Annotated in this window: 20 protein-coding genes; 17 read left to right on the forward strand and 3 right to left on the reverse strand. The window is 71.6% G+C overall.

Annotated features, from left to right (window positions below; translation table 11 throughout):
* Positions 1-172 precede the first annotated feature (172 nt).
* Complete coding sequence (locus tag ACZ5XZ_RS12020) at positions 173-2,371, reverse strand: elongation factor G-like protein EF-G2 (protein WP_468976799.1); 2,199 nt, start codon at positions 2,369-2,371, stop codon at positions 173-175.
* 262 nt (positions 2,372-2,633) lie between these two features.
* Here ACZ5XZ_RS12020 and pgsA point away from each other — a divergent pair, with 262 nt between their 5' ends.
* The 15 genes from pgsA to ACZ5XZ_RS12095 all read left to right on the forward strand — a co-directional run bounded on the left by pgsA (position 2,634) and on the right by ACZ5XZ_RS12095 (position 18,198).
* The gene (pgsA, locus tag ACZ5XZ_RS12025) at positions 2,634-3,290 is read left to right on the forward strand and encodes a phosphatidylinositol phosphate synthase (protein ID WP_399144125.1); all 657 of its coding nucleotides are present in this window, start codon (positions 2,634-2,636) and stop codon (positions 3,288-3,290) included.
* Positions 3,287-4,231: a phosphatidylinositol mannoside acyltransferase gene (locus ACZ5XZ_RS12030; protein WP_468976803.1), complete on the forward strand. Its 945-nt coding sequence runs from the start codon at positions 3,287-3,289 to the stop codon at positions 4,229-4,231. The genes pgsA and ACZ5XZ_RS12030 overlap by 4 nt, the downstream gene beginning before the upstream one ends.
* Positions 4,232-4,352: 121 nt before the next feature.
* On the forward strand, positions 4,353-5,513 hold the full coding sequence (locus ACZ5XZ_RS12035) for a glycosyltransferase family 4 protein (RefSeq protein WP_468976805.1): 1,161 nt from the start codon (positions 4,353-4,355) through the stop codon (positions 5,511-5,513).
* Positions 5,514-5,563: 50 nt separating this feature from the next.
* Positions 5,564-6,109: a LemA family protein gene (locus tag ACZ5XZ_RS12040; protein WP_384429001.1), complete on the forward strand. Its 546-nt coding sequence runs from the start codon at positions 5,564-5,566 to the stop codon at positions 6,107-6,109.
* A 150-nt stretch (positions 6,110-6,259) separates the two neighbouring features.
* Positions 6,260-7,171: a pyridoxal 5'-phosphate synthase lyase subunit PdxS gene (gene pdxS / locus ACZ5XZ_RS12045; protein WP_030067142.1), complete on the forward strand. Its 912-nt coding sequence runs from the start codon at positions 6,260-6,262 to the stop codon at positions 7,169-7,171.
* 11 nt (positions 7,172-7,182) lie between these two features.
* Positions 7,183-7,776 (forward strand): pyridoxal 5'-phosphate synthase glutaminase subunit PdxT, encoded by a 594-nt coding sequence (pdxT, locus tag ACZ5XZ_RS12050; protein WP_468976808.1) that lies wholly within the window; start codon positions 7,183-7,185, stop codon positions 7,774-7,776.
* Positions 7,777-7,849: 73 nt separating this feature from the next.
* On the forward strand, positions 7,850-8,602 hold the full coding sequence (locus ACZ5XZ_RS12055) for a YebC/PmpR family DNA-binding transcriptional regulator (protein ID WP_468976810.1): 753 nt from the start codon (positions 7,850-7,852) through the stop codon (positions 8,600-8,602).
* 175 nt (positions 8,603-8,777) lie between these two features.
* Positions 8,778-9,329: a crossover junction endodeoxyribonuclease RuvC gene (ruvC, locus tag ACZ5XZ_RS12060; RefSeq protein WP_468976813.1), complete on the forward strand. Its 552-nt coding sequence runs from the start codon at positions 8,778-8,780 to the stop codon at positions 9,327-9,329.
* A complete protein-coding gene (ruvA, locus tag ACZ5XZ_RS12065) occupies positions 9,326-9,946 on the forward strand; it encodes a Holliday junction branch migration protein RuvA (protein ID WP_468976815.1) in 621 nt (206 codons plus the stop codon). Before ruvC ends, ruvA begins: the two co-directional genes overlap by 4 nt.
* Before the next feature lie 79 nt (positions 9,947-10,025).
* Positions 10,026-11,114 carry a Holliday junction branch migration DNA helicase RuvB gene (gene ruvB, locus ACZ5XZ_RS12070; protein WP_468976816.1) on the forward strand — a complete coding sequence of 363 codons (1,089 nt, stop codon included), beginning with the start codon at positions 10,026-10,028 and terminating at the stop codon, positions 11,112-11,114.
* A 121-nt stretch (positions 11,115-11,235) separates the two neighbouring features.
* Positions 11,236-11,805 carry a preprotein translocase subunit YajC gene (gene yajC / locus ACZ5XZ_RS12075; RefSeq protein WP_468976819.1) on the forward strand — a complete coding sequence of 190 codons (570 nt, stop codon included), beginning with the start codon at positions 11,236-11,238 and terminating at the stop codon, positions 11,803-11,805.
* Between the two features lie 147 nt (positions 11,806-11,952).
* Complete coding sequence (gene secD, locus ACZ5XZ_RS12080) at positions 11,953-13,731, forward strand: protein translocase subunit SecD (RefSeq protein WP_468976821.1); 1,779 nt, start codon at positions 11,953-11,955, stop codon at positions 13,729-13,731.
* A 1-nt stretch (position 13,732) separates the two neighbouring features.
* Positions 13,733-14,851, forward strand: a complete 1,119-nt coding sequence (gene secF, locus ACZ5XZ_RS12085; protein ID WP_468976823.1) for a protein translocase subunit SecF — start codon at positions 13,733-13,735, stop codon at positions 14,849-14,851.
* On the forward strand, positions 14,848-15,420 hold the full coding sequence (locus ACZ5XZ_RS12090) for an adenine phosphoribosyltransferase (protein WP_468976826.1): 573 nt from the start codon (positions 14,848-14,850) through the stop codon (positions 15,418-15,420). The genes secF and ACZ5XZ_RS12090 overlap by 4 nt, the downstream gene beginning before the upstream one ends.
* 183 nt (positions 15,421-15,603) lie before the next feature.
* Positions 15,604-18,198 (forward strand): RelA/SpoT family protein, encoded by a 2,595-nt coding sequence (locus tag ACZ5XZ_RS12095; RefSeq protein ID WP_468976828.1) that lies wholly within the window; start codon positions 15,604-15,606, stop codon positions 18,196-18,198.
* Positions 18,199-18,256: 58 nt separating this feature from the next.
* Here ACZ5XZ_RS12095 and ACZ5XZ_RS12100 read toward each other — a convergent pair whose 3' ends face one another.
* Both ACZ5XZ_RS12100 and ACZ5XZ_RS12105 read right to left on the reverse strand, forming a co-directional pair.
* Positions 18,257-19,486 (reverse strand): DUF349 domain-containing protein, encoded by a 1,230-nt coding sequence (locus tag ACZ5XZ_RS12100; RefSeq protein ID WP_468976830.1) that lies wholly within the window; start codon positions 19,484-19,486, stop codon positions 18,257-18,259.
* Between the two features lie 252 nt (positions 19,487-19,738).
* Positions 19,739-20,557: a peptidylprolyl isomerase gene (locus tag ACZ5XZ_RS12105; RefSeq protein ID WP_468976831.1), complete on the reverse strand. Its 819-nt coding sequence runs from the start codon at positions 20,555-20,557 to the stop codon at positions 19,739-19,741.
* A 204-nt stretch (positions 20,558-20,761) separates the two neighbouring features.
* Between ACZ5XZ_RS12105 and ACZ5XZ_RS12110 the strand changes: the two genes are divergently transcribed.
* Together ACZ5XZ_RS12110 and hisS are read left to right on the forward strand one after the other, a co-directional pair.
* Entirely contained in the window at positions 20,762-21,475 is a 714-nt protein-coding gene (locus ACZ5XZ_RS12110; RefSeq protein ID WP_468976833.1) for an MBL fold metallo-hydrolase, read from the forward strand.
* A gap of 10 nt (positions 21,476-21,485) precedes the next feature.
* The gene (gene hisS / locus ACZ5XZ_RS12115; RefSeq protein WP_468976834.1) at positions 21,486-22,748 is read left to right on the forward strand and encodes a histidine--tRNA ligase; all 1,263 of its coding nucleotides are present in this window, start codon (positions 21,486-21,488) and stop codon (positions 22,746-22,748) included.
* Positions 22,749-22,882 lie beyond the last annotated feature (134 nt).

The raw sequence follows: 22,882 nt of genomic DNA on the forward strand, positions 1-22,882 counted from the left end.
ATGATGCGGCTCTTCCCGGCTTCCGCCGACGGCACACCTGTCAGGAGCCGGTGGCCGACGCGCCCCGCCGCCGCGCGCACGGCCCGACGACAAGGTTCTCAGCGTACAGCCGCCGTCCAGCCCAAGGGGGTTGAGCCGGACAGCGGCCGAGCCACGGCTGACCGGGCGTCAACTACCCGCCGTCCTCCGCCTCTTCCCGCACCTTGGCGGCCAGCTGCGGCGGCATCGGCTCATGCCGTACGTAGACGCGGGAGAACCGCCCGCTGCCGTGCGAGAGCGAACGCAGATCGATCGCGTACCGGCCGATCTCGATCTCCGGTACCTCCGCACGCACGACGGTGCGGCCCGCACCGGACTGCTCGGTGCCCACCACCCGGCCGCGCCGGCCCGACAGATCGCTCATCACCGGGCCGACGAATTCGTCCGGAACCATCACACTGACCTCGCAGACCGGTTCGAGCAGATCGATCCGGACGTCGGCGGCCGCCTCGCGCAGCGCCAGCGCGCCCGCCGTCTGGAACGCGGCGTCCGAGGAGTCGACCGAGTGCGCCTTGCCGTCGAGCAGCGTGACGCGGATGTCGACCAGCGGATGCCCGGCGGCCACCCCGCGCGCGGCCTGGGCGCGCACGCCCTTCTCCACGGACGGGATGAACTGCCGGGGCACCGCGCCGCCCACGACCTTGTCCACGAACTCGATGCCGGAGCCACCGGGCAGCGGCTCCACCTCGATCTCGCAGATCGCGAACTGCCCGTGCCCACCGGACTGCTTCACATGGCGTCCGCGGCCGGCCGACGCCTCGCCGAAGGTCTCCCGGAGCGGCACCTTGTGCGCGACCGTGTCCACCTGGACGCCGTAGCGGGTACGCAGCCGCTCCAGCGCCACATCGACATGCGCCTCGCCCAGACACCACAACACCACCTGATGGGTGTCCTGATGGTGCTCCAGACGCATCGTCGGGTCCTCGGCCACCAGACGGGCCAGCCCCTGCGAGAGCTTGTCCTCGTCGGCCTTGCTGTGCGCCCGGATGGCGACCGGCAGCAGCGGGTCGGGCATCGTCCAGGGCTCCATCAGCAGCGGACTGCCCTTGTCGGAGAGGGTGTCGCCGGTCTCGGCGCGCGACAGCTTCGCCACACACGCCAGATCGCCGGCGATCGCCTGCGGCAGCGGACGCTGCTGCTTGCCGAACGGTGCGGACAGCGCCCCGACCCGCTCGTCGACGTCATGGTCCTCATGGCCCCGGTCCTGCAGACCGTGGCCCGAGACATGCACCGTCTCGTCCGGGCGCAGGGTGCCGGAGAAGACCCGGACCAGCGAGATCCGGCCGACGTACGGGTCGGAGGAGGTCTTGACCACCTCGGCCGCCAGCGGCCCGTCGGGATCGCAGCTCAGCGCCGGGCGCGGGGCGCCCTCCGGGGTGGTCACCTCGGGCGCCTCGCGTTCCGCGGGCGTCGGGAAGCCGCCGGTGATCAGCTCCAGCAGCTCCACGGTGCCCAGCCCCTGCTTGGCGCCCTCGGGGGCCGGGGCGGCGGCCAGCACGGGGTGGAAGGTGCCGCGGGCGACCGCCGTCTCCAGATCTCCGACGAGGGTCTTGACGTCGATGTCCTCGCCGGCGAGGTAGCGGTCCATCAGGGACTCGTCCTCGCTCTCGGCGATGATCCCCTCGATGAGGCGGTTGCGGGCCTCCTCGATCAGCGGCAGCTCCTCCGCCGTCGGCTCGCGTTCGGTGCGCTCGCCGGACGCGTAGTCGAAGACCCGCCGGGAGAGCAGGCCGATCAGACCGTGGACGGGGGAGTGGCCGTCGGCGCCCGGTGTTCCGTACAGCGGCAGGTACAGCGGCAGCACCGCGTCCGGGTCCTCGCCGCCGAACGCGGTCCGGCACAGCTCGGTCATCTCGTGGAAGTCGGCGCGGGACGCCTCCAGATGCGTGATGACCAGGGCCCGCGGCATCCCGACGGCCGCGCACTCGTCCCAGACCATGCGGGTCGCGCCGGCCACGCCGTCGGCCGCCGAGACAACGAAAAGGGCCGCGTCCGCGGCGCGCAGACCGGCCCTGAGCTCCCCGACGAAATCGGCGTATCCGGGGGTGTCCAAGATATTGATCTTGATTCCGCCCCAGTCCACCGGGACCAGGGAGAGCTGTACGGAGCGTTGCTGACGGTGCTCGATCTCGTCGTAGTCCGACAGACAGCCGCCGTCCTCGACCCGGCCCGCCCGGTTGACCGCGCCGGATGCCAGCGCGAGGGCCTCGACCAGAGTGGTCTTTCCCGATCCGCTGTGGCCGACCAGCACCACATTGCGCAGGGCCGTGGGCTGGCCGGCCGCTGATGCCCTTCCGGCGGCTCCCGGGTGTGTACTCGACTTCTCGCTCATGTGTCTCGCCTCCAGGTCGACACTTTGCGGTGATTCGAGCTTTCCACCGAGGTCACCATGCGTCCATACATGGCGCAAGAGCCCGGTCCTCCCAAGGGCTCCGGGGGCCTGTCCGTACGCCGGGAGGCGCGCAACCGCGGCCCCGAGCCGCCGCATGCACCCTGCGCCGCGATGCCTTCGCGGCGGCCCGGGGCCTCGTGGCTACGATGGGCCAGCCGGTGGCCCCTTGACCGCGCGGCCCATATCGACCTCCGGGAAGGCCATGCTGAACAAGTACGCGCGTGCTTTCTTCACGCGTGTTCTCACGCCGTTCGCCGCCCTGCTCATCCGTATCGGCGTCAGCCCGGACGCGGTCACCCTCGTCGGAACCGGAGGGGTGGTGGCCGGCGCCCTGGTCTTCTACCCACAGGGCGAGTTCTTCTGGGGCACGGTCGTCATCACCCTCTTCGTCTTCTCCGACCTGGTCGACGGCAACATGGCGCGGCAGCTCGGCCGCTCCAGCCGCTGGGGGGCCTTCCTCGACTCCACCCTCGACCGGGTCGCCGACTCCGCGATCTTCGGCGGGCTCGCCCTCTGGTACGCGGGCCGCGGCGAGAGCCTGATCCTCTGCGCCATGGCGATCTTCTGCCTGGCCAGCGGGCAGGTCGTGTCGTACACCAAGGCGCGGGGCGAGGCCATCGGGCTGCCGGTCGACGTCAACGGCCTGGTCGAGCGCGCCGAGCGGCTGGTCATCACGCTGGTGGCCTGCGGGCTGTCGGGTCTGCACGCGTTCGGGGTGCCCGGCGTCGAGGCCCTGCTGCCGATCGCACTGTGGATCGTCGGCATCGGCAGCGCCGTCACCCTCGGCCAGCGCGTGGTGACGGTACGCCGGGAGTCGGCCGAGGCCGACGCCATCGCACAAGGGGGGAACAGCGCATGAGCGCACGCAGGACCGGCCTGCCGGGGATCGACACCGGCACACTCACCGACGCGCTCTACGGCCTGGGCTGGAGCACCGTCAAGAAGCTGCCCGAAGGGGTCGCCGTACGCCTCGGCCGGCGGATCGCCGACACGGCCTGGAAGCGCCGTGGCAAGGGCGTCCGCCGCCTGGAGGCCAACCTCGCCCGGGTGGTCCCGGACGCCTCCGCCGAGCGCCTGGCCGAGCTCTCCCGGGCCGGGATGCGCTCGTACATGCGCTACTGGATGGAGTCCTTCCGCCTGCCGGCCTGGAGCAAGGACCGGATAAGGACGGGCTTCGCGCCCGAGGACGTGCACCACCTGGAGGAGGGGCTCAAGAGCGACCGCGGCGTCATCCTCGCCCTCCCCCACATGGGCAACTACGACCTCGCGGGCGTCTGGGTCACCACCAAGCTCAACACCCCCTTCACCACCGTCGCCGAGCGCCTCAAGCCCGAGTCCCTCTACGACCGCTTCGTCGCCTACCGCGAGGGCCTGGGCATGGAGGTGCTGCCGCACACCGGCGGCGCCGCCTTCGGCACGCTCGCCCGGCGGCTGCGCGCCGGCGGCCTGGTCTGCCTGGTCGCCGACCGCGACCTGTCCAGCTCCGGCATCCCGGTCAAGTTCTTCGGCGAGGAGACGAAGATGCCGGCCGGCCCCGCGATGCTCGCCGTACAGACCGGCGCGATGCTGCTGCCGGTCACCCTCTGGTACGACGACACCCCCGTCATGCGCGGCCGGGTCCACCCCGAGATCGAGGTCCCCGAGACCGGCACCCGCACCGAGAAGGCCGCCCTGATGACCCAGGCGCTCGCCGACACCTTCGCCTCCGGCATCGCCGACCACCCCGAGGACTGGCACATGCTGCAGCGGCTCTGGCTCGCCGACCTGGAGCCGCGCGAGCCCGGAACGGAGACGCCATGAGCGTCGCACCCGCGGCCCCCGGGCCGCAGCAAGGCACCAAAGCCGCACCTCTGCGCCGCGGGGGCGGAGACGGGGGTACCGCCCAGGCCGTACGGGCACTGGGGGAGAACGAGGGAACACCGTGAAGATCGGCATCGTCTGCCCCTACGCCTGGGACGTCCCCGGCGGCGTCCAGTTCCACATCCGGGACCTGGCCGACCACCTGATCCGCCTCGGCCACCAGGTCTCCGTCCTGGCCCCCGCCGACGACGACACCCCGCTCCCGCCGTACGTCGTCTCCGCCGGCCGCGCCGTCCCCGTCCCCTACAACGGCTCGGTCGCCCGCCTGAACTTCGGCTTCCTCTCCGCGGCCCGGGTCCGCCGCTGGCTGCAGAACGGCGCCTTCGACGTCATCCACATCCACGAGCCGGCCTCCCCCTCGCTGGGCCTGCTCTCCTGCTGGGCCGCCCAGGGCCCCATCGTGGCGACCTTCCACACCTCCAACCCGCGCTCGCGGGCGATGATCGCCGCGTACCCGATCCTGCAGCCGGCGCTGGAGAAGATCAGCGCCCGCGTCGCGGTCAGCGAGTACGCGCGCCGGACCCTCGTCGAACACCTTGGCGGCGACGCGGTGGTCATCCCCAACGGCGTGGACGTCGACTTCTTCGCCCGCGCCGAACCCCGGCCCGAGTGGCAGGGCGGGACCATCGGCTTCATCGGCCGCATCGACGAGCCGCGCAAGGGCCTGCCGGTGCTGATGAAGGCGCTGCCCGCCATCCTCGCCGCGGTGCCCGACGCCCGGCTGCTGGTCGCCGGCCGCGGCGACGAGGAGGAGGCCGTCGCCACCCTGCCCCCCGAGCTGCGCTCCCGCGTGGAGTTCCTCGGCATGGTCACCGACGAGGACAAGGCGCGCCTGCTGCGGAGCGTCGATGTCTATGTCGCCCCCAACACGGGCGGGGAGTCCTTCGGCATCATCCTCGTGGAGGCGATGTCCGCCGGCGCACCCGTACTCGCCAGCGACCTCGACGCCTTCGCCCAGGTCCTCGACCAGGGCGAGGCCGGCGAGCTGTTCGCCAACGAGGACGCCGACGCCCTGGCCGCCGCCGCGGTACGCCTGCTGGGCGACCCCGCCCGCCTGGCGGAGCTCCGCGAACGCGGCAGCCGCCATGTTCGCCGCTTCGACTGGTCGACCGTGGGCGCCGACATCCTCGCCGTCTACGAGACCGTCACCACCGGCGCCGCCTCGGTGGCCACCGACGAACGCGTGGGCCTGCGGGCGCGGCGCTGGCTGGCGAGGGACTGACCAGGCGCCGCCCCGGGGGAGCCCACCACGTGCGGGTAACGTGACGGCCCGTGACCACCATCATCTGGATCGCGGTAGCGGTCCTCCTCATCGGCATCTACCTCAGCTGGACGGCCGGCCGCCTGGACCGCCTGCACGCGCGCATCGACGCGGCCCGGGCGGCCCTGGACGCCCAGCTCCTGCGGCGCGCGTCCGTCGCACAGGAGGTCGGCACGTCGGGAGTCCTGGACCCCGCCGCCTCGATCGTCCTCTACCAGGCGGCGCACGAGGCCCGGCAGGCCGAGGAGGACCACCGCGAGGTCGCGGAGAGCGAGCTGAGCCAGGCGCTGCGGGCGATCTTCGCGGAGGAGGCGCAGCTGGAGGCCGTACGGGAGGCACCGGGCGGCGAGCAGACGGTCACCGAGCTCACCGCCGCGGTCCGCCGCGTCCCGATGGCCCGCCGCTTCCACAACGACGCCGTACGGGCCGCCCGCGCCGTCCGCCGCCACCGGGTGGTGCGGATCTTCCGGCTGGCGGGGCACGCGCCGTTCCCGCTGGCCTTCGAGATGGACGACGAGCCGCCGGCCGTCCTCGACGACCGCTCGGCCGGAAACTGAGCGCGGCCGCCGCCGCGGCAGCCCGGCCCCGGCCGCTGCGACTCCCCGCCGCAACGAGCCACCGGCCTTGAATTGGCCCTTTTCTCCGGTCCCGCGCAAAGGGTTGTGTGGTCGGCACGTTCCAGCACCCGCACTGAGTGAGGTCAAACCGTGTCCAGCACGCCCACCACGCCCCAGAACCCCGAGACCGGGACCGCGCGCGTCAAGCGCGGCATGGCCGAGCAGCTCAAGGGCGGCGTGATCATGGACGTCGTCACGCCGGAAGAGGCGAAGATCGCCGAGGACGCGGGCGCCGTCGCCGTCATGGCCCTGGAGCGGGTCCCCGCCGACATCCGCAAGGACGGCGGCGTGGCCCGCATGTCGGACCCCGACATGATCGACGGCATCATCGACGCCGTCTCCATCCCGGTCATGGCCAAGTCCCGCATCGGCCACTTCGTCGAGGCCCAGGTCCTGCAGTCGCTCGGTGTCGACTACATCGACGAGTCCGAGGTCCTCACCCCGGCCGACGAGGTCAACCACTCCGACAAGTGGGCCTTCACCACCCCCTTCGTGTGCGGTGCCACCAACCTGGGCGAGGCGCTGCGCCGGATCGCCGAGGGCGCCGCCATGATCCGCTCCAAGGGCGAGGCCGGCACCGGCAACGTCGTCGAGGCGGTCCGCCACCTGCGCCAGATCAAGGGCGAGATCGCCAAGCTGCGCGGCTGCGACAACAACGAGCTCTACGCCGCCGCCAAGGAGCTGCGCGCCCCGTTCGAGCTGGTCAAGGAGGTCGCCGAGCTCGGCAAGCTGCCGGTCGTGCTGTTCTCCGCCGGCGGTGTGGCCACCCCGGCCGACGCGGCGCTGATGCGCCAGCTCGGCGCCGAGGGCGTGTTCGTCGGCTCCGGCATCTTCAAGTCCGGTGACCCGGCCAAGCGCGCCGCCGCGATCGTGAAGGCCACCACCTTCTACGACGACCCGAAGGTCATCGCGGACGTCTCCCGCAACCTGGGCGAGGCCATGGTCGGCATCAACTGCGACACCCTCCCCGAGGCCGAGCGCTACGCCAACCGCGGCTGGTAGGAACCGAGGCGATGAGCACCCCCACCATCGGTGTGCTGGCCCTCCAGGGCGACGTCCGTGAGCACGTCAAGGCGCTCACGGACGCCGGCGCCCAGGCACGGCCGGTGCGCCGCCCCGAGGAGCTGGACCAGGTCGAGGGCCTGGTCATACCGGGCGGCGAGTCCACCACGATGTCCAAGCTGGCGATCGTCTTCGGCATGCTGGAGCCGCTGCGGGCGTTCGTGCGCGCGGGCAAGCCGGTCTACGGAACCTGCGCCGGCATGATCATGGTCGCGGACAAGCTGCTGGACGCCCGGGAGGACCAGGAGACGCTCGGCGGCATCGACATGATCGTCCGCCGTAACGCGTTCGGGCGGCAGAACGAGTCCTTCGAGGCGGGCGTCGACGTCGCCGGCATCCCCGGCGGACCGGTCGAGGGCGTCTTCATCCGGGCGCCCTGGGTCGAGTCGGTCGGCGGCGCGGTCGAGGTCCTGGCCACGTACGACGGGCACACCGTGGCCGTCCGGCAGGGTAACGTCCTGGCCACGTCGTTCCATCCGGAGCTGACCGGCGACCACCGCGTCCACGCGCTGTTCGTGGACATGGTGCGCAGTGTGACTGGGTAACACCGCGTCACCTCGCCCCGGTAGGATCTATGGCGTTCGTTTCAGAAGTTGGTTACGCGAAGGAGACAGGCGGATGTCCGGCCACTCTAAATGGGCTACGACGAAGCACAAGAAGGCCGTGATCGATGCCAAGCGCGGCAAGCTCTTCGCGAAGCTGATCAAGAACATCGAGGTCGCGGCCCGTACGGGCGGTGCCGACCCGGACGGCAACCCGACCCTCTTCGACGCCATCCAGAAGGCCAAGAAGAGCTCGGTGCCCAACAAGAACATCGACTCCGCGGTCAAGCGCGGTGCGGGCCTGGAGGCTGGCGGCGCCGACTACGAGACCATCATGTACGAGGGCTACGGCCCCAACGGTGTCGCGGTGCTCATCGAGTGCCTCACCGACAACCGCAACCGCGCCGCCTCGGACGTCCGCGTCGCCATGACCCGCAACGGCGGTTCGATGGCCGACCCCGGCTCGGTGTCGTACCTGTTCAACCGCAAGGGCGTGGTGATCGTCCCCAAGGCCGAGCTGAGCGAGGACGACGTGCTGGGCGCGGTGCTGGACGCCGGCGCCGAGGAGGTCAACGACCTCGGTGAGTCCTTCGAGGTGCTCAGCGAGGCCACCGACCTGGTCGCGGTCCGCACCGCCCTCCAGGAGGCCGGTATCGACTACGACTCGGCCGACGCCAACTTCGTCCCGACCATGCAGGTCGAGCTGGAGGAAGAGGGCGCGCGCAAGATCTTCAAGCTGATCGACGCGCTGGAGGACAGCGACGACGTGCAGAACGTCTTCGCCAACTTCGACGTCTCGGACGACGTGATGGCCAAGGTCGACGCCTGAGCCGGTAGTCCGCGCGGCCGCGCCGCCGCCGTTCGCACGACGGGCCGACGGGGAACACACCCCCGTCGGCCCGTCGCGTTGTCAGTGGCAGCCGATACTGTGCTGAGCAGGGGATCTCCGCCCCTCCCGCGGGGGAACGGGGGACGAAACGGTACGGCATGAGGGGAGGGGCGCCGTGAAGGTGCTCGGGGTGGACCCGGGGCTGACCCGGTGCGGGGTCGGCGTGGTGGAAGGTGTCGCCGGGCGTCCGCTGAAGATGGTCGGTGTCGGCGTCGTCCGCACCCCGCCCGATGCCGAGATCGCCCAGCGGCTGGTCCTCATCGAGCGCGGCATAGAGGAGTGGCTGGACACCCACCGCCCCGAGTACGTCGCCGTGGAGCGGGTCTTCAGCCAGCACAACGTCCGTACGGTCATGGGCACCGCCCAGGCCAGCGCGGTCGCCATGCTGTGCGCGGCCCGCCGCGGCCTGCCGGTCGCGCTGCACACCCCCAGCGAGGTCAAGGCGGCCGTCACGGGCTCGGGCCGGGCCGACAAGGCCCAGGTCGGCGCCATGGTGACGCGCCTGCTGCGGCTCGACGCACCACCGAAGCCGGCCGACGCCGCCGACGCCCTCGCCCTCGCCATCTGCCACATCTGGCGGGCTCCGGCGGTCAACCGCCTCCAGCAGGCCCAGGCCGCCGCCCGCCGCACCTCCGCTCCCGTCCGCACGCTGAAGGGCACCCGATGATCGCCTTTGTCTCCGGCCCGGTCGCGGCCCTCGCCCCCGACAGCGCCGTCGTCGAGGTCGGCGGTATCGGCATGGCCGTCCAGTGCACCCCGAACACGCTCTCCGCGCTGCGCATCGGAGCACAGACCAAGCTCGCCACCTCCCTCGTCGTCCGCGAGGACTCGCTCACGCTCTACGGCTTCGCCGACGACGACGAGCGCCAGACCTTCGAGCTGCTGCAGACCGCCAGCGGCGTGGGCCCCCGGCTCGCGCAGGCCATGCTCGCGGTGCACACCCCCGACGCGCTGCGCCGTGCGGTCTCCACCGGCGACGAGAAGGCGCTCACCGCCGTCCCCGGCATCGGCAAGAAGGGCGCCCAGAAGCTGCTGCTGGAGCTGAAGGACCGGCTCGGCGCGCCGGTCGGCGGCGGTCGGCCCGCGGCCGGCGGCCCGGCCGCCGCCGGCTGGCGCGACCAGCTGCAGGCTGCCCTGATCGGGCTCGGCTACGCCACCCGCGAGGCGGACGAGGCGGTCGCCGCGGTCGCCCCGCAGGCCGAGGAGGCCGTCGCCGCCGGCGGCGCGCCCCAGGTGCCGCAGCTGCTCAAGGCCGCCCTGCAGACGCTGAACCGCGCCCGATGACCGCCGCCCGGGCCGCGAGCCCCCGACCGCACGACCACGCAGGCGGCCCGGCCGCCCCGACCCCGCGAGGCAATCCGCAGTGAACTGGGACGACACCGCACCGCCCACCGAGGACACCACCCCGGGCGGCCCCGACCGGCTGGTCGGAGCCGACGCGGACGGCGAGGACACCGCCGTCGAGGCCGCCCTGCGGCCCAAGGACCTCGCCGAGTTCGTGGGCCAGGAGCGGGTGCGCGAACAGCTCGACCTGGTGCTGCGCGCCGCCCGCGCCCGCGGCGCCACCGCCGACCACGTCCTGCTGTCCGGCGCGCCGGGCCTCGGCAAGACGACCCTGTCGATGATCATCGCCGCCGAGATGGGCGCCCCCATCCGGATCACCTCCGGCCCCGCCATCCAGCACGCCGGCGACCTCGCCGCGATCCTCTCCTCCCTCCAGGAGGGCGAGGTCCTCTTCCTCGACGAGATCCACCGGATGTCCCGGCCCGCCGAGGAGATGCTCTACATGGCGATGGAGGACTTCCGCGTCGACGTCATCGTCGGCAAGGGCCCGGGCGCCACCGCCATCCCCCTCGAACTCCCGCCGTTCACCCTGGTCGGCGCCACGACCAGGGCCGGACTGCTGCCGCCCCCGCTGCGCGACCGCTTCGGCTTCACCGCCCATATGGAGTTCTACGCCCCCGCCGAGCTGCAGCGGGTCATCCACCGCTCGGCCGGCCTGCTCGACGTCGAGATAGAGCCGGACGGCGCCGCCGAGATCGCCGGCCGCTCCCGCGGCACGCCCCGTATCGCCAACCGCCTGCTGCGCCGCGTCCGCGACTACGCCCAGGTCAAGGCCGACGGCCTGATCACCCGCGAGATCGCCTCCCAGGCCCTCGGCGTCTACGAGGTCGACGCCCGCGGGCTGGACCGCCTGGACCGCGCCGTGCTCACGGCCCTGCTGAAGCTCTTCGGCGGCGGCCCGGTGGGCCTGTCCACCCTCGCGGTCGCCGTGGGGGAGGAGCGCGAGACGGTCGAGGAGGTCGCCGAGCCGTTCCTCGTACGGGAGGGGCTGCTGGCCAGGACCCCCAGGGGGCGCATCGCGACCCCGGCGGCCTGGGCCCATCTCGGGCTGGTCCCGCCCCAGCAGCAATCGGGAGGAAGCGGACAGCAGGGCTTGTTCGGGGCCTGACGGCGCGGAGACTCGCCCGGTCAGGAACTGCGGTGCGATGCTGGGCGTTGTTCCACTGGTGGGGACTCGCTTAGACTCCGCCGATGCCGTCCGTAAGGGCCGGCATACCCACCCCCGCTATATGAGACCGCGCAGCAGCGGTCGTGCGAAGGATTTCCGTCCCGTGCCCAATATCGTGACTCTCCTCCCCTTTATCGTCCTCATCGGGGCCATGTTCCTGATGACGCGGTCCGCCAAGAAGAAGCAGCAGGCGGCCCAGCAGATGCGCGAAGAGATGCAGGCCGGCACCGGCGTCCGGACGATCGGCGGCATGTACGCCACCGTCAAGGAAGTCCATGAGGACACCGTCCTCCTGGAGGTCGCCCCCGGCGTGCACGCCATCTACGCCAAGAACGCCATCGGCGCGGTGCTCGCGGATGAGGAGTACAACCGCATTCTGGACGGTGCCGAGGCGGGCCACGGCGGCGAGCCGGTCGTCCCGGACGACGCCTCCTCGCTGACCGGCGACACCGCCACCGAAACGGGTGACAAGGCCGCCAAGATCGAGCTGGGCAAGGCCGAGACCCCGGCCGCCGACAAGCCCGCCGGCGACGCCACGGCCGAGAAGGACGCCGAAGGCGCCAAGGACATCGCCAAGGCAGACGCCGACGCCGCCAAGGAAGACAAGAAGGCCGGCGACGACGCGAAGTAGTCCATCCCACGGAACCGCGGGGCATGTTGAGTCGTGCACCGCGGTTCCGGGACGGTCTAGGCTCCGGCGGGGGCAGGTCCGCACAAGACTTCGTGGCCGCTCGGCCGACACCCCGGGCCGAGGGGTTGGACAGGGAGAAACGAGAAGGTGGCAGCACCGAAGAAGGGCCGCAGGGCGCCCGCGAGCCAGGGGCATCCGGGCCGCACCCTGATCCTGGTCCTGATCGCGATGGCGGGGCTGATCGGAGGCATGTTCTACTCCGGCACGCTGACGCCCCGCCTGGGCATCGATCTGGCGGGCGGCACCAGCTTCACGCTGGCGGCCCAGAACCAGCCGGGCAAGCCCAACGCGATCAACGAGACCAACATGAACACCGCCGCCGGCATCATGGAGCGACGGGTCAACGGTCTCGGCGTGACCGAGTCCGAGGTCCAGACGCAGGGCAGCAACCACATCATCGTGAACATCCCCAAGGGGACGGACGCGAAGCAGGCCCGCCAGCAGGTCGGCACCACCGCCCAGCTCGGGTTCCGGCCGGTGCTGACCACCACCGCGGGCACCAAGACGCCCGAGCCGAGCCCCTCCAAGAGCGGCGCCGGCGACAAGGGCAAGGGCGACAAGGCGTCCGGCGACAAGGCCAAGGACAAGCCGGGCACCCAGCAGAACGCCTCCTCCTCGCAGTCGCCGAGCGCCAAGCCGACGACGCAGGGCCGCGCCGTGACGGACGCGCTGAAGAAGGCACCGTCCGCGAAGCCCACCCCGTCGGGCAAGCCCTCCGCGCCTCCGACGCCGCCGGGGCTCCCGGCCGCCGAGGAGATCCCGCCGGCCCTCCAGAAGCAGCTGAACGCACTGGACTGCTCCACGAAGAAGAGCCGCGCCGCGGCCGGTGAGAAGGCCGCCGGCGCCAAGCCGTCCGACCCGATCGTGGCCTGCAAGGACGACGGCACCCAGAAGTACGCGCTGGGTCCGATCGCCGTCGAGGGCACCGACGTCAAGGGTGCCAAGGCCGTCTTCGACAGCCAGCAGGGGCAGGGCTGGATCGTCCAGATGGACTTCACCTCCGACGGCGGCAAGAAGTTCGCGGACATCACCGGCAAGCTCGCCACGAAGACGCCGCCGCAGAACCAGTTCGCGATCGTCCTGGACGGCGCGGTGGTCTCCGACCCGCGGGTCACCGAGCGGCTCAACGGCGGCAACGCCACCATCTCCGGCGGCTTCACCCAGCAGTCCGCCGAGGACCTCGGCAACATGCTGTCCTACGGCGCGCTGCCCCTCTCCTTCAAGATCGACGACGAGACCACGGTCACCGCGGCCCTCGGCGGCGACCAGCTGCACGCCGGTCTGATCGCCGGCGCCATCGGCCTCGCCCTGGTCGTCATCTACCTGGTCGCCTACTACCGGGGCCTGGCGCTGGTCGCGCTGGCGAGCCTGGCCGTCTCGGCGATCCTGACGTACACGATCATGACGCTGCTCGGCCCGGCCATCGGGTTCGCGCTGAACCTCCCGGCAGTCTGCGGCGCCATCGTCGCCATCGGCATCACCGCCGACTCGTTCATCGTCTACTTCGAACGCATCCGGGACGAGATCCGCGAGGGCCGCACCCTGCGCCCGGCCGTCGAGCGCGGCTGGCCGCGGGCCCGCCGCACGATCCTGGTCTCCGACTTCGTGTCGTTCCTGGCCGCCGCGGTGCTGTTCATCGTCACCGTCGGCAAGGTGCAGGGCTTCGCCTTCACCCTCGGCCTGACCACCGTCCTCGACGTCGTGGTGGTCTTCCTCTTCACCAAGCCCCTGATGACGCTGCTGGCCCGGCGGAAGTTCTTCTACGAGGGCCACTCCTGGTCCGGCCTCGATCCCCAGCGCCTGGGCGCCAGGCCACCGCTGCGCCGCCGCCGCGGCACCGCCCCCACCCAGACGAAGGAGGCGTGAGATGTCCAAGCTCGGAAACATCGGCGCCCGGCTCTACCGCGGCGAGGTCGGCTACGACTTCATCGGCAAGCGGAAGATCTGGTACGGCATCTCGATCCTCATCACCATCACGGCCATCGTCGGCCTGGCGGTGCGCGGTCTGAACATGGGCATCGAGTTCTCCGGCGGCGCGGTCTTCACCACCCCGTCCACCTCCGTGTCCGCCTCCGAGGCCCAGAACAAGGCCGAGTCGGCGGCGGGCGGCCACCAGGCCGTGGTGCAGAAGCTCGGCGACGGCGCGCTGCGCATCCAGATCAGCGGTCTGGACACCAAGCAGGCGGTGCCGGTCCAGGAGGAGCTCGCCAAGGACCTGAGCATCCCGGTCCAGGACGTCAACACCCAGCTGGTCGGCCCGAGCTGGGGCGAGCAGATCGCCAACAAGGCCTGGCTGGGCCTGGGGATCTTCATGGTCCTCGTGGTGATCTATCTGGCCATCGCCTTCGAGTGGCGGATGGCGCTCGCCGCCCTGATCGCGCTGATCCACGACCTCACGATCACGGTCGGCGTCTACGCCCTGGTCGGCTTCGAGGTCACGCCCGGCACGGTCATCGGTCTGCTGACCATCCTCGGTTACTCCCTGTACGACACGGTCGTCGTCTTCGACAGCCTCAAGGAAGCCTCCAAGGACATCACCAAGCAGACCCGCTTCACCTACAGCGAGATCGCCAACCGCTCCATCAACAGCACGCTGGTCCGCTCCATCAACACCACCGTCGTGGCGTTGCTCCCGGTCGCCGGTCTGCTGTTCGTCGGCGGTGGCGTGCTGGGCGCGGGCATGCTCAACGACATCTCGCTGGCCCTGTTCGTCGGTCTCGCCGCCGGTGCGTACTCCTCGATCTTCATCGCCACCCCGCTGGTCGCCGACTTCAAGAACGCCGAGCCGGAGATGAAGGCGCTGGCCAAGCGGATCAAGGCCAAGCGCGCCGCCGCGGCGGCCAAGGGCGCGAGCCAGGAGGAGCCGCAGGACGCCGCCCCCGGTGAGGCGGACGACGACGAGGAGGACGCCGCGGTCGTCGGTCCGCGCCGGCAGCCTTCCACCCGTCCCCGCGGACGTGGCCGCTCGTCGGGCAAGCGCCGATGAGCGAGCGCGGCGAGGTTGCGCCTCGCGGCCGCGCGGCCCTGCGGGAGCTGCTGCTCAGCCGGATCACCGATGTCCCGGACTATCCGAAGCCGGGCGTGATGTTCAAGGACATCACCCCGCTGCTGTCCGACCCGGCGGCCTTCGGGGCGCTCACCGACGCCTTCGTCGAGCTGTGCGCGCGGCATCGCGCCGACAAGGTGGTGGGTCTGGAGGCACGCGGCTTCATACTCGCCGCCCCCGTGGCGGTCCGCGCCGGCATCGGCTTCGTCCCCGTACGCAAGGCCGGCAAGCTGCCCGGCGCGACGCTCGGCCAGGCCTACGAGCTGGAGTACGGCACCGCCGAGATCGAGATCCACGCCGACGCACTGGCCCCGGGCGACCGGGTACTGGTCATCGACGACGTGCTCGCCACCGGCGGCACCGCCGACGCCTCGCTGCAGCTCATCCGTCGCGCGGGCGCCGAGGTCGCCGGCCTGGCGGTGCTGCTGGAGCTGGGCTTCCTGGCCGGGCGGCAGCGGCTTTCGCCGGGTCTGCGGGGCGCTCCGCTGGAGGCTCTGATCACGGTCTGAGCCCCTCGCGCGCAGCCTTCGCACACCACACAAGCGGCAGGGGCATCCGGAAGAATCCGGGTGCCCCTGCCGCTGTGTCATGTACGGACCCATGGCCGCGGAGGAGCCGCCGCCGCGGGGTCGATACCATGGCACCCCGACCCGTTCGAGGTCCTGGGGTCCGGAACCGCTTGAGGAGTGCTCTTGCCAGACGAGGCCCAGCCGCTCTCCCCCGGACTGCGTCCGGCGGGATCCGACGCCGCGCGCCCGGACGAGCCGAAGCCGAAGGACGCGGCTTCCACGGACGCGCCCCAGCCCGAGCGGCCCGGCGCTCCCGACACAGGCGCGGGGGCCCGGCCGCCGGCCGGCCGGCCCGCCACGTCCCCCACCGAGCACTCCCGGCAGGCGCCCACCGCCTCCCCGGCCACGCGTGCGCCCAAGCCGCCCGCCAAGGCCGACCAGCCGGCCGCGCCCAAGCCGCTGCCGCCGACCCCCGCCGGACGCTCCGGTTCCCCCAACCGGGTACGGGCCCGTCTCGCCCGGCTGGGCGTCCAGCGCTCCAGCCCGTACAACCCGGTCCTGGAGCCGCTGCTGCGGGCCGTGCGCGGCAACGACCCCAAGATCGAGACCGCGACGCTGCGCCAGGTGGAGCGGGCCTACCAGGTCGCCGAGCGCTGGCACCGCGGCCAGAAGCGCAAGAGCGGCGACCCGTACATCACCCACCCGCTGGCCGTCACCACCATCCTCGCCGAGCTGGGCATGGACCCGGCGACGCTGATGGCGGGCCTGCTGCACGACACCGTCGAGGACACCGAGTACGGCCTGGACACCCTGCGCCGGGACTTCGGCGACCAGGTCGCCCTGCTGGTCGACGGCGTCACCAAGCTCGACAAGGTCAAGTTCGGTGAGGCCGCGCAGGCCGAGACGGTCCGCAAGATGGTCGTCGCGATGGCCAAGGACCCGCGCGTGCTGGTCATCAAGCTGGCCGACCGCCTGCACAACATGCGCACCATGCGCTACCTCAAACGGGAGAAGCAGGAGAAGAAGGCCCGCGAGACGCTGGAGATCTACGCCCCGCTCGCCCACCGCCTGGGCATGAACACCATCAAGTGGGAGCTGGAGGACCTCGCCTTCGCGATCCTCTACCCCAAGATGTACGACGAGATCGTCCGGCTGGTCGCCGAGCGGGCGCCCAAGCGGGACGAGTATCTGGCGATAGTGACCGACGAGGTCCAGGCCGACCTGCGCGCCGCCCGCATCAAGGCCACCGTCACCGGCCGCCCCAAGCACTACTACAGCGTCTACCAGAAGATGATCGTGCGCGGCCGCGACTTCGCCGAGATCTACGACCTGGTCGGCATCCGCGTCCTCGTCGACACCGTCCGCGACTGCTACGCCGCCCTCGGCACCATCCACGCGCGATGGAACCCGGTCCCCGGCCGGTTCAAGGACTACATCGCGATGCCGAAGTTCAACATGTACCAGTCGCTGCACACGACGGTCATCGGGCCCAGCGGCAAGCCGGTCGAGCTCCAGATCCGCACCTTCGACATGCACCGCCGTGCCGAGTACGGCATCGCCGCGCACTGGAAGTACAAGCAGGAAGCGGTGGCCGGCGCCTCCAAGATCCGTACGGATGTGCCGAAGAACGCGGGCAAGGGCCAGGACACCGTCAACGACATGGCCTGGCTGCGGCAGCTGCTGGACTGGCAGAAGGAGACCGAGGACCCCGGCGAGTTCCTGGAGTCGCTGCGCTTCGACCTGTCCCGCAACGAGGTCTTCGTCTTCACGCCGAAGGGCGATGTGATAGCGCTGCCGGCCGGCGCCACGCCCGTCGACTTCGCCTACGCGGTGCACACCGAGGTCGGCCACCGCACGATAGGGGCACGGGTCAACGGCCGTCTCGTCCCGCTCGAATCGACCCTGGACAACGGCGACCTGGTGGAGGTCTTCACCTCCAAGGCCCCCGGTGCCGGGCCGTCCCGCGACTGGCTGGGCTTCGTCAAGTCCCCGCGCGCCCGGAACAAGATCCGCGGCTGGTTCTCCAAGGAGCGCCGCGACGAGGCCATCGAGCAGGGCAAGGACGCCATCGCGCGTGCCATGCGCAAGCAGAACCTGCCGATCCAGCGGATCCTGACCGGCGACTCCCTGGTGACCCTCGCGCACGAGATGCGCTATCCGGACATCTCCTCGCTCTACGCCGCCATCGGCGAGGGACATGTGGCGGCGCAGGGCGTCGTCCAGAAGCTGGTGCAGGCGCTCGGCGGCCAGGACGAGGCCACCGAGGACATCGCCGAGTCCACCCCGATCCGGCCGCGCTCCAAGCGCCGCTCCAGCGCCGACCCCGGCGTGGTCGTCAAGGGCGTCGACGATGTCTGGGTCAAGCTCGCCCGCTGCTGTACCCCGGTGCCTGGCGACCCCATCATCGGCTTCGTCACCCGCGGCAGCGGCGTCTCGGTGCACCGCGCCGACTGCGTCAACGTCGACTCGCTGTCCCGGCAGCCGGAGCGGATCCTGGACGTCGAGTGGGCGCCCACCCAGTCCTCGGTCTTCCTGGTCGCCATCCAGGTCGAGGCGCTGGACCGCTCCCGGCTGCTGTCGGACGTCACGCGGGTCCTGTCGGACCAGCACGTCAACATCCTCTCGGCGGCCGTCCAGACCTCCCGCGACCGCGTCGCCACCTCCCGCTTCACCTTCGAGATGGGCGACCCGAAGCATCTGGGGCATGTGCTGAAGGCGGTCCGGGGCGTGGAGGGCGTCTACGACGTGTACCGGGTGACGTCGGCCCGCAGGCCGTAGCCGCGACGACACGAAGAGGGCCCCGGAACGAACGTTCCGGGGCCCATCGCGCGGCTCATCAGCCGCCGAACTCCTCAAGGCCCTTCAGCGCCTGGTCCAGCAGGGCCTTGCGGCCCTCCAGCTCCCGGCCGAGCTTGTCGGCCTTGGCGTCGTTGCCGGCCGCCCGGGCCGTGTCGATCTGCTTCTGCAGCTTGTCGACGGCGTCCTGGAGCTGACCGGTCAGCCCCGCGGCGCGGGCCCGCGCCTCGGGGTTCGTCCGGCGCCACTCGGCCTCCTCGGCCTCCTGGATGGCGCGCTCCACGGCGTGCATCCGGCCCTCGATCTTGGGGCGGGCGTCGCGCGGGACGTGGCCGATGGCCTCCCACCGCTCGTTGATCGACCGGAACGCGGACCGTGCGGCCTTCAGGTCGGTGACCGGGAGCAGCTTCTCGGCCTCGACGGCCAGCTCCTCCTTGCGGGTCAGGTTCTCCCGCTGCTCGGCGTCGCGCTCCGCGAAGATCTCGCCGCGCGCCTGGAAGAAGACGTCCTGGGCGCCGCGGAAGCGGTTCCACAGGTCGTCCTCGTGCTCGCGCTGCGCGCGGCCCGCGGCCTTCCACTCCGCCATCAGCTCGCGGTAGCGGGCGGCGGTGGCGCCCCAGTCGGTCGAGCCCGACAGCGACTCGGCCTCGGCGACCAGCTTCTCCTTGGCCTTGCGGGACTCCTCGCGCTGCGCGTCCAGCGACGCGAAGTGCGCCTTGCGCCGCTTGGAGAACGCCGAGCGGGCGTGCGAGAAGCGGTGCCACAGCTCGTCGTCCGCCTTGCGGTCGAGCCGCGGCAGGCCCTTCCAGGTGTCGACCAGCGCACGCAGCCGCTCGCCGGCCGCCCGCCACTGCTCACTGGCCGCCAGCTCCTCGGCCTCGGCGACCAACTGCTCCTTGGCCTTACGGGCCTCGTCGCTCTGCTTGGCCTTCTGCGCCTTGCGCTCCTCGCGGCGCGACTCGACCGCCTCGACGAGCTTGTCCAGCCGCTTCCTGAGCGCGTCCAGATCGCCGACCGCGTGGTGCTCGTCGACCTGCTGGCGCAGATGGTCGATCGCGGTGCTCGCGTCCTTCGCCGACAGGTCGGTGGTCCTGACCCGGCGCTCGAGGAGGCCGATCTCGACGACCAGGCCCTCATACTTGCGCTCGAAGTAGGCGAGGGCCTCCTCGGGAGTGCCCGCCTGCCACGATCCGACGACCTGCTCGCCATCGGCGGTACGCACGTACACGGTCCCCGTCTCATCGACGCGGCCCCATGGGTCGCTGCTCACAGCGCCTCCTCCACATGATGCCGACGGGGGCGTGCGGCCCCCCGGCATCGTCCACAGTTTCTGTCCGGCAGAGCCGCGCCCTGGCCGGTCCGACGGGCTGTCTTGCGGGTGAGGGTGGCAGCCGTCGGAGCAGGCACCCTACCCAACGCCAATCTAGGCGAACGGCGCTCGGCTGTCCGCATCCAGCGCGACCGAAATTCCACGGTGCGCGCCCGGGGGCGACGCCGCGCCGCCCCCGCCCCGACCCGCCGGTCAGGACTTCCGTACGCTCGCCCGGTCGATCACGACGGTGGCGTTGGGCGCGGTGTTGCGGGTCCGCGGGTCGGGAGTGGAGCCCGCGTCGGCGATCTTGCGCAGCACGTCCATGCCGCCCGTGATCGTCCCGAAGGGGGTGTAGTCAGGGGGCAGCCGGCTGTCCTGGAAGACGAGGAAGAACTGGCTGCCGCCGGAGTTGCGGGTCTTGTCGTTCCGCCCGTCGTAGGTGTTGGCCATCGCGACCGTGCCCGCCGGATACACCCCGCCCTTGAGCCGGGGGTCCTTGAGGTTCTCGTCGGGGAGGGTGTAGCCGGGCGAGCCCTTGCCCGTGGCCGTCGGGTCGCCGCACTGCAGGACGTGGATGTCCTGGTCCACCAGGCGGTGGCAGCGGCTGTGGTCGAAGTAGCCCTGACGGGCCAGGAAGGCGAACGAGTTGACCGTGTGCGGCGCCTTGCCCGCGTCCAGCTTCAGACCGATCGTGCCGCAGGTCGTCGCCAGCTCCACCGAGTAGGAGGCCGCGGTGTCGACGGACATCGCCGGTTCCTTCTTCCAGGTCTTCGTCGACGGCACGCCCTTCGCGGGCCTGCCGCACGGGTCCGGCGCCGCGGACGGCGTCGCGTCGGCCGCCACCTGGTCGTCGCCGGCCAGTCCCGCCGAGGCGTAGGCCGCGGCGCCGGCGGCGAGTGCCACGGCCACCGCGGACGCGATGATCACATGGCGCCGCCTGGCCTTGCGCCGGGCGGTGGACCGCCGCTGCTGCTGACGCTCGAACTTCTCCCGGGCGAGCTGCCGCCGCCGCTGATCCTTGCTGACCACCGGTCGTCTCCTTGTCCGATCATCGATGTGTCCGAGCAGTGCGGTGTCCGGGCGCCGAGGTCCCCGCCCGCCGATCGCCTCCGCCGTGGCCGTACCGTATACGGGTTCGCCCTGGCGGGAGTCCCGCCGGTAGGCTCTGGAGCTGCCGAGATGTCCGGGAGCGGCCTTGCGCAGCGCCCTCCACACCGACCTTTAAGGACGAACGTGCTGATTGCCGGGTTCCCCGCCGGGGCCTGGGGCACCAACTGCTACTTGGTCGCCCCCGCCGCCGGCGAGGAGTGCGTCATCATCGACCCGGGCCACCAAGCGGCCCAAGGAGTCGAGGACGCGGTCGCAAAGCATCGGCTCAAGCCCGTCGCGGTCGTCCTCACCCACGGCCATATCGACCATGTCGCCTCGGTCGTCCCCGTATGCGGCGCGCACGACGTCCCGGCCTGGATCCACCCCGAGGACCGCTACATGATGAGCGACCCCGAGCGGGCCCTGGGCCGCTCCATCGGTCAGCAGCTCATGGGCGAACTGACGGTGGGGGAGCCGGACGACGTCAAGGAGCTGAGCGACGGCACCGACCTGGAACTGGCCGGAATGCGGTTCTCCGTCGCGCACGCGCCGGGCCATACCAAGGGGTCGGTGACGTTCCGGATGCCCGAGCAGGCGGACATTCCGCCGGTGTTCTTCTCGGGCGACCTGCTCTTCGCCGGCTCCATCGGACGCACCGACCTGCCGGGCGGCGACCACGCCGAGATCCTGCAGTCGCTGGCGCGTGTGTGCCTGCCGCTGGAGGACTCGACCGTCGTCCTGTCCGGCCACGGCCCCCAGACCACCATCGGCCGCGAGCGCGCCACCAACCCGTTCCTGCGGGAGGTGGCGGCCGGCCTCGGAGACGGCTTCAGCGCCGCTCCACGACGAGGAATGTGACGAGAGCTTCGTGAGCACCTTCAAGGCCCCCAAGGGCACGTACGACCTGATTCCGCCGCAGTCCGCCACCTACCTCGCGGTGCGCGAGGCGATCGCCGCGCCGCTGAAGAACTCCGGTTACGGCTACATCGAGACGCCCGGCTTCGAGAACGTCGAACTGTTCGCGCGCGGCGTCGGCGAGTCCACCGACATCGTGACCAAGGAGATGTACGCCTTCGAGACCAAGGGCGGCGACCGGCTCGCGCTGCGCCCCGAGGGCACCGCCTCCGTGCTGCGCGCCGCGCTGGAGGCCAACCTCCACAAGTCCGGCAACCTCCCGGTCAAGCTCTGGTACTCGGGCTCGTACTACCGCTACGAGCGTCCGCAGAAGGGTCGCTACCGCCACTTCTCGCAGGTCGGCGCGGAGGCCATCGGTGCCGAGGACCCGGCGCTGGACGCCGAGTTGATCATCCTGGCCGACCAGGCCTACCGCGCCCTGGGGCTGCGCGACTTCCGCATCCTGCTCAACTCCCTGGGCGACAAGGAGTGCCGCCCCGTCTACCGCGCCGCGCTGCAGGACTTCCTGCGCGGGCTCGACCTGGACGACGACACCCGGCGCCGGGTCGACATCAATCCGCTGCGCGTCCTGGACGACAAGCGCGAGTCCGTCCAGCGGCAGCTGGCCGGGGCGCCGATGCTGCGCGACTACCTGTGCGAGGCGTGCAAGGCGTACCACGAGCAGGTCCGGGAGCTGCTGACGGCGGCGGGAGTGGCCTTCGAGGACGACGAGAAGCTGGTCCGCGGCCTGGACTACTACACCCGCACCACCTTCGAGTTCGTCCACGACGGCCTCGGCTCGCAGTCCGCGGTGGGCGGCGGCGGCCGCTACGACGGCCTGTCGGAGATGATCGGCGGCCCCGCGCTGCCGTCCGTCGGATGGGCGCTGGGCGTCGACCGCACGGTGCTGGCGCTGGAGGCGGAGGGCATCACGCTCGACATCCCCGCCGCCACAGCCGTGTACGCCGTACCGCTCGGCGAGGAGGCCCGCCGGGTGCTCTTCGGCACGGTCACCGAGCTGCGCCGGGCCGGCGTCGCCACCGACTTCGCGTACGGCGGCAAGGGCCTGAAGAACGCCATGAAGTCCGCCAACCGCTCGGGCGCACGGCTGGCGCTGGTGGCCGGCGAGCGGGATCTGGCCGAAGGCGTCGTCCAGCTCAAGGACCTCCAAAGCGGCGAGCAGACCCCCGTCGCGCTGGCCGCGGTGGCCGACGAGGTCCGCCGCCGGCTGGGCTGAGGCCACCGGTCCGTCAACGCCGGGCCCGCGAATTCGCCGTGTTTACGCGCAGCGAACGGCGGTGCCCGGTGCGCTTGAGGCAGAATGAAGGGCGCGGCCGCGGCCCCGCGGGCCGGTCCGCGCAGCCCATCTCC

It is taken from the genome of Streptomyces sp. NPDC033270, from assembly GCF_055576575.1.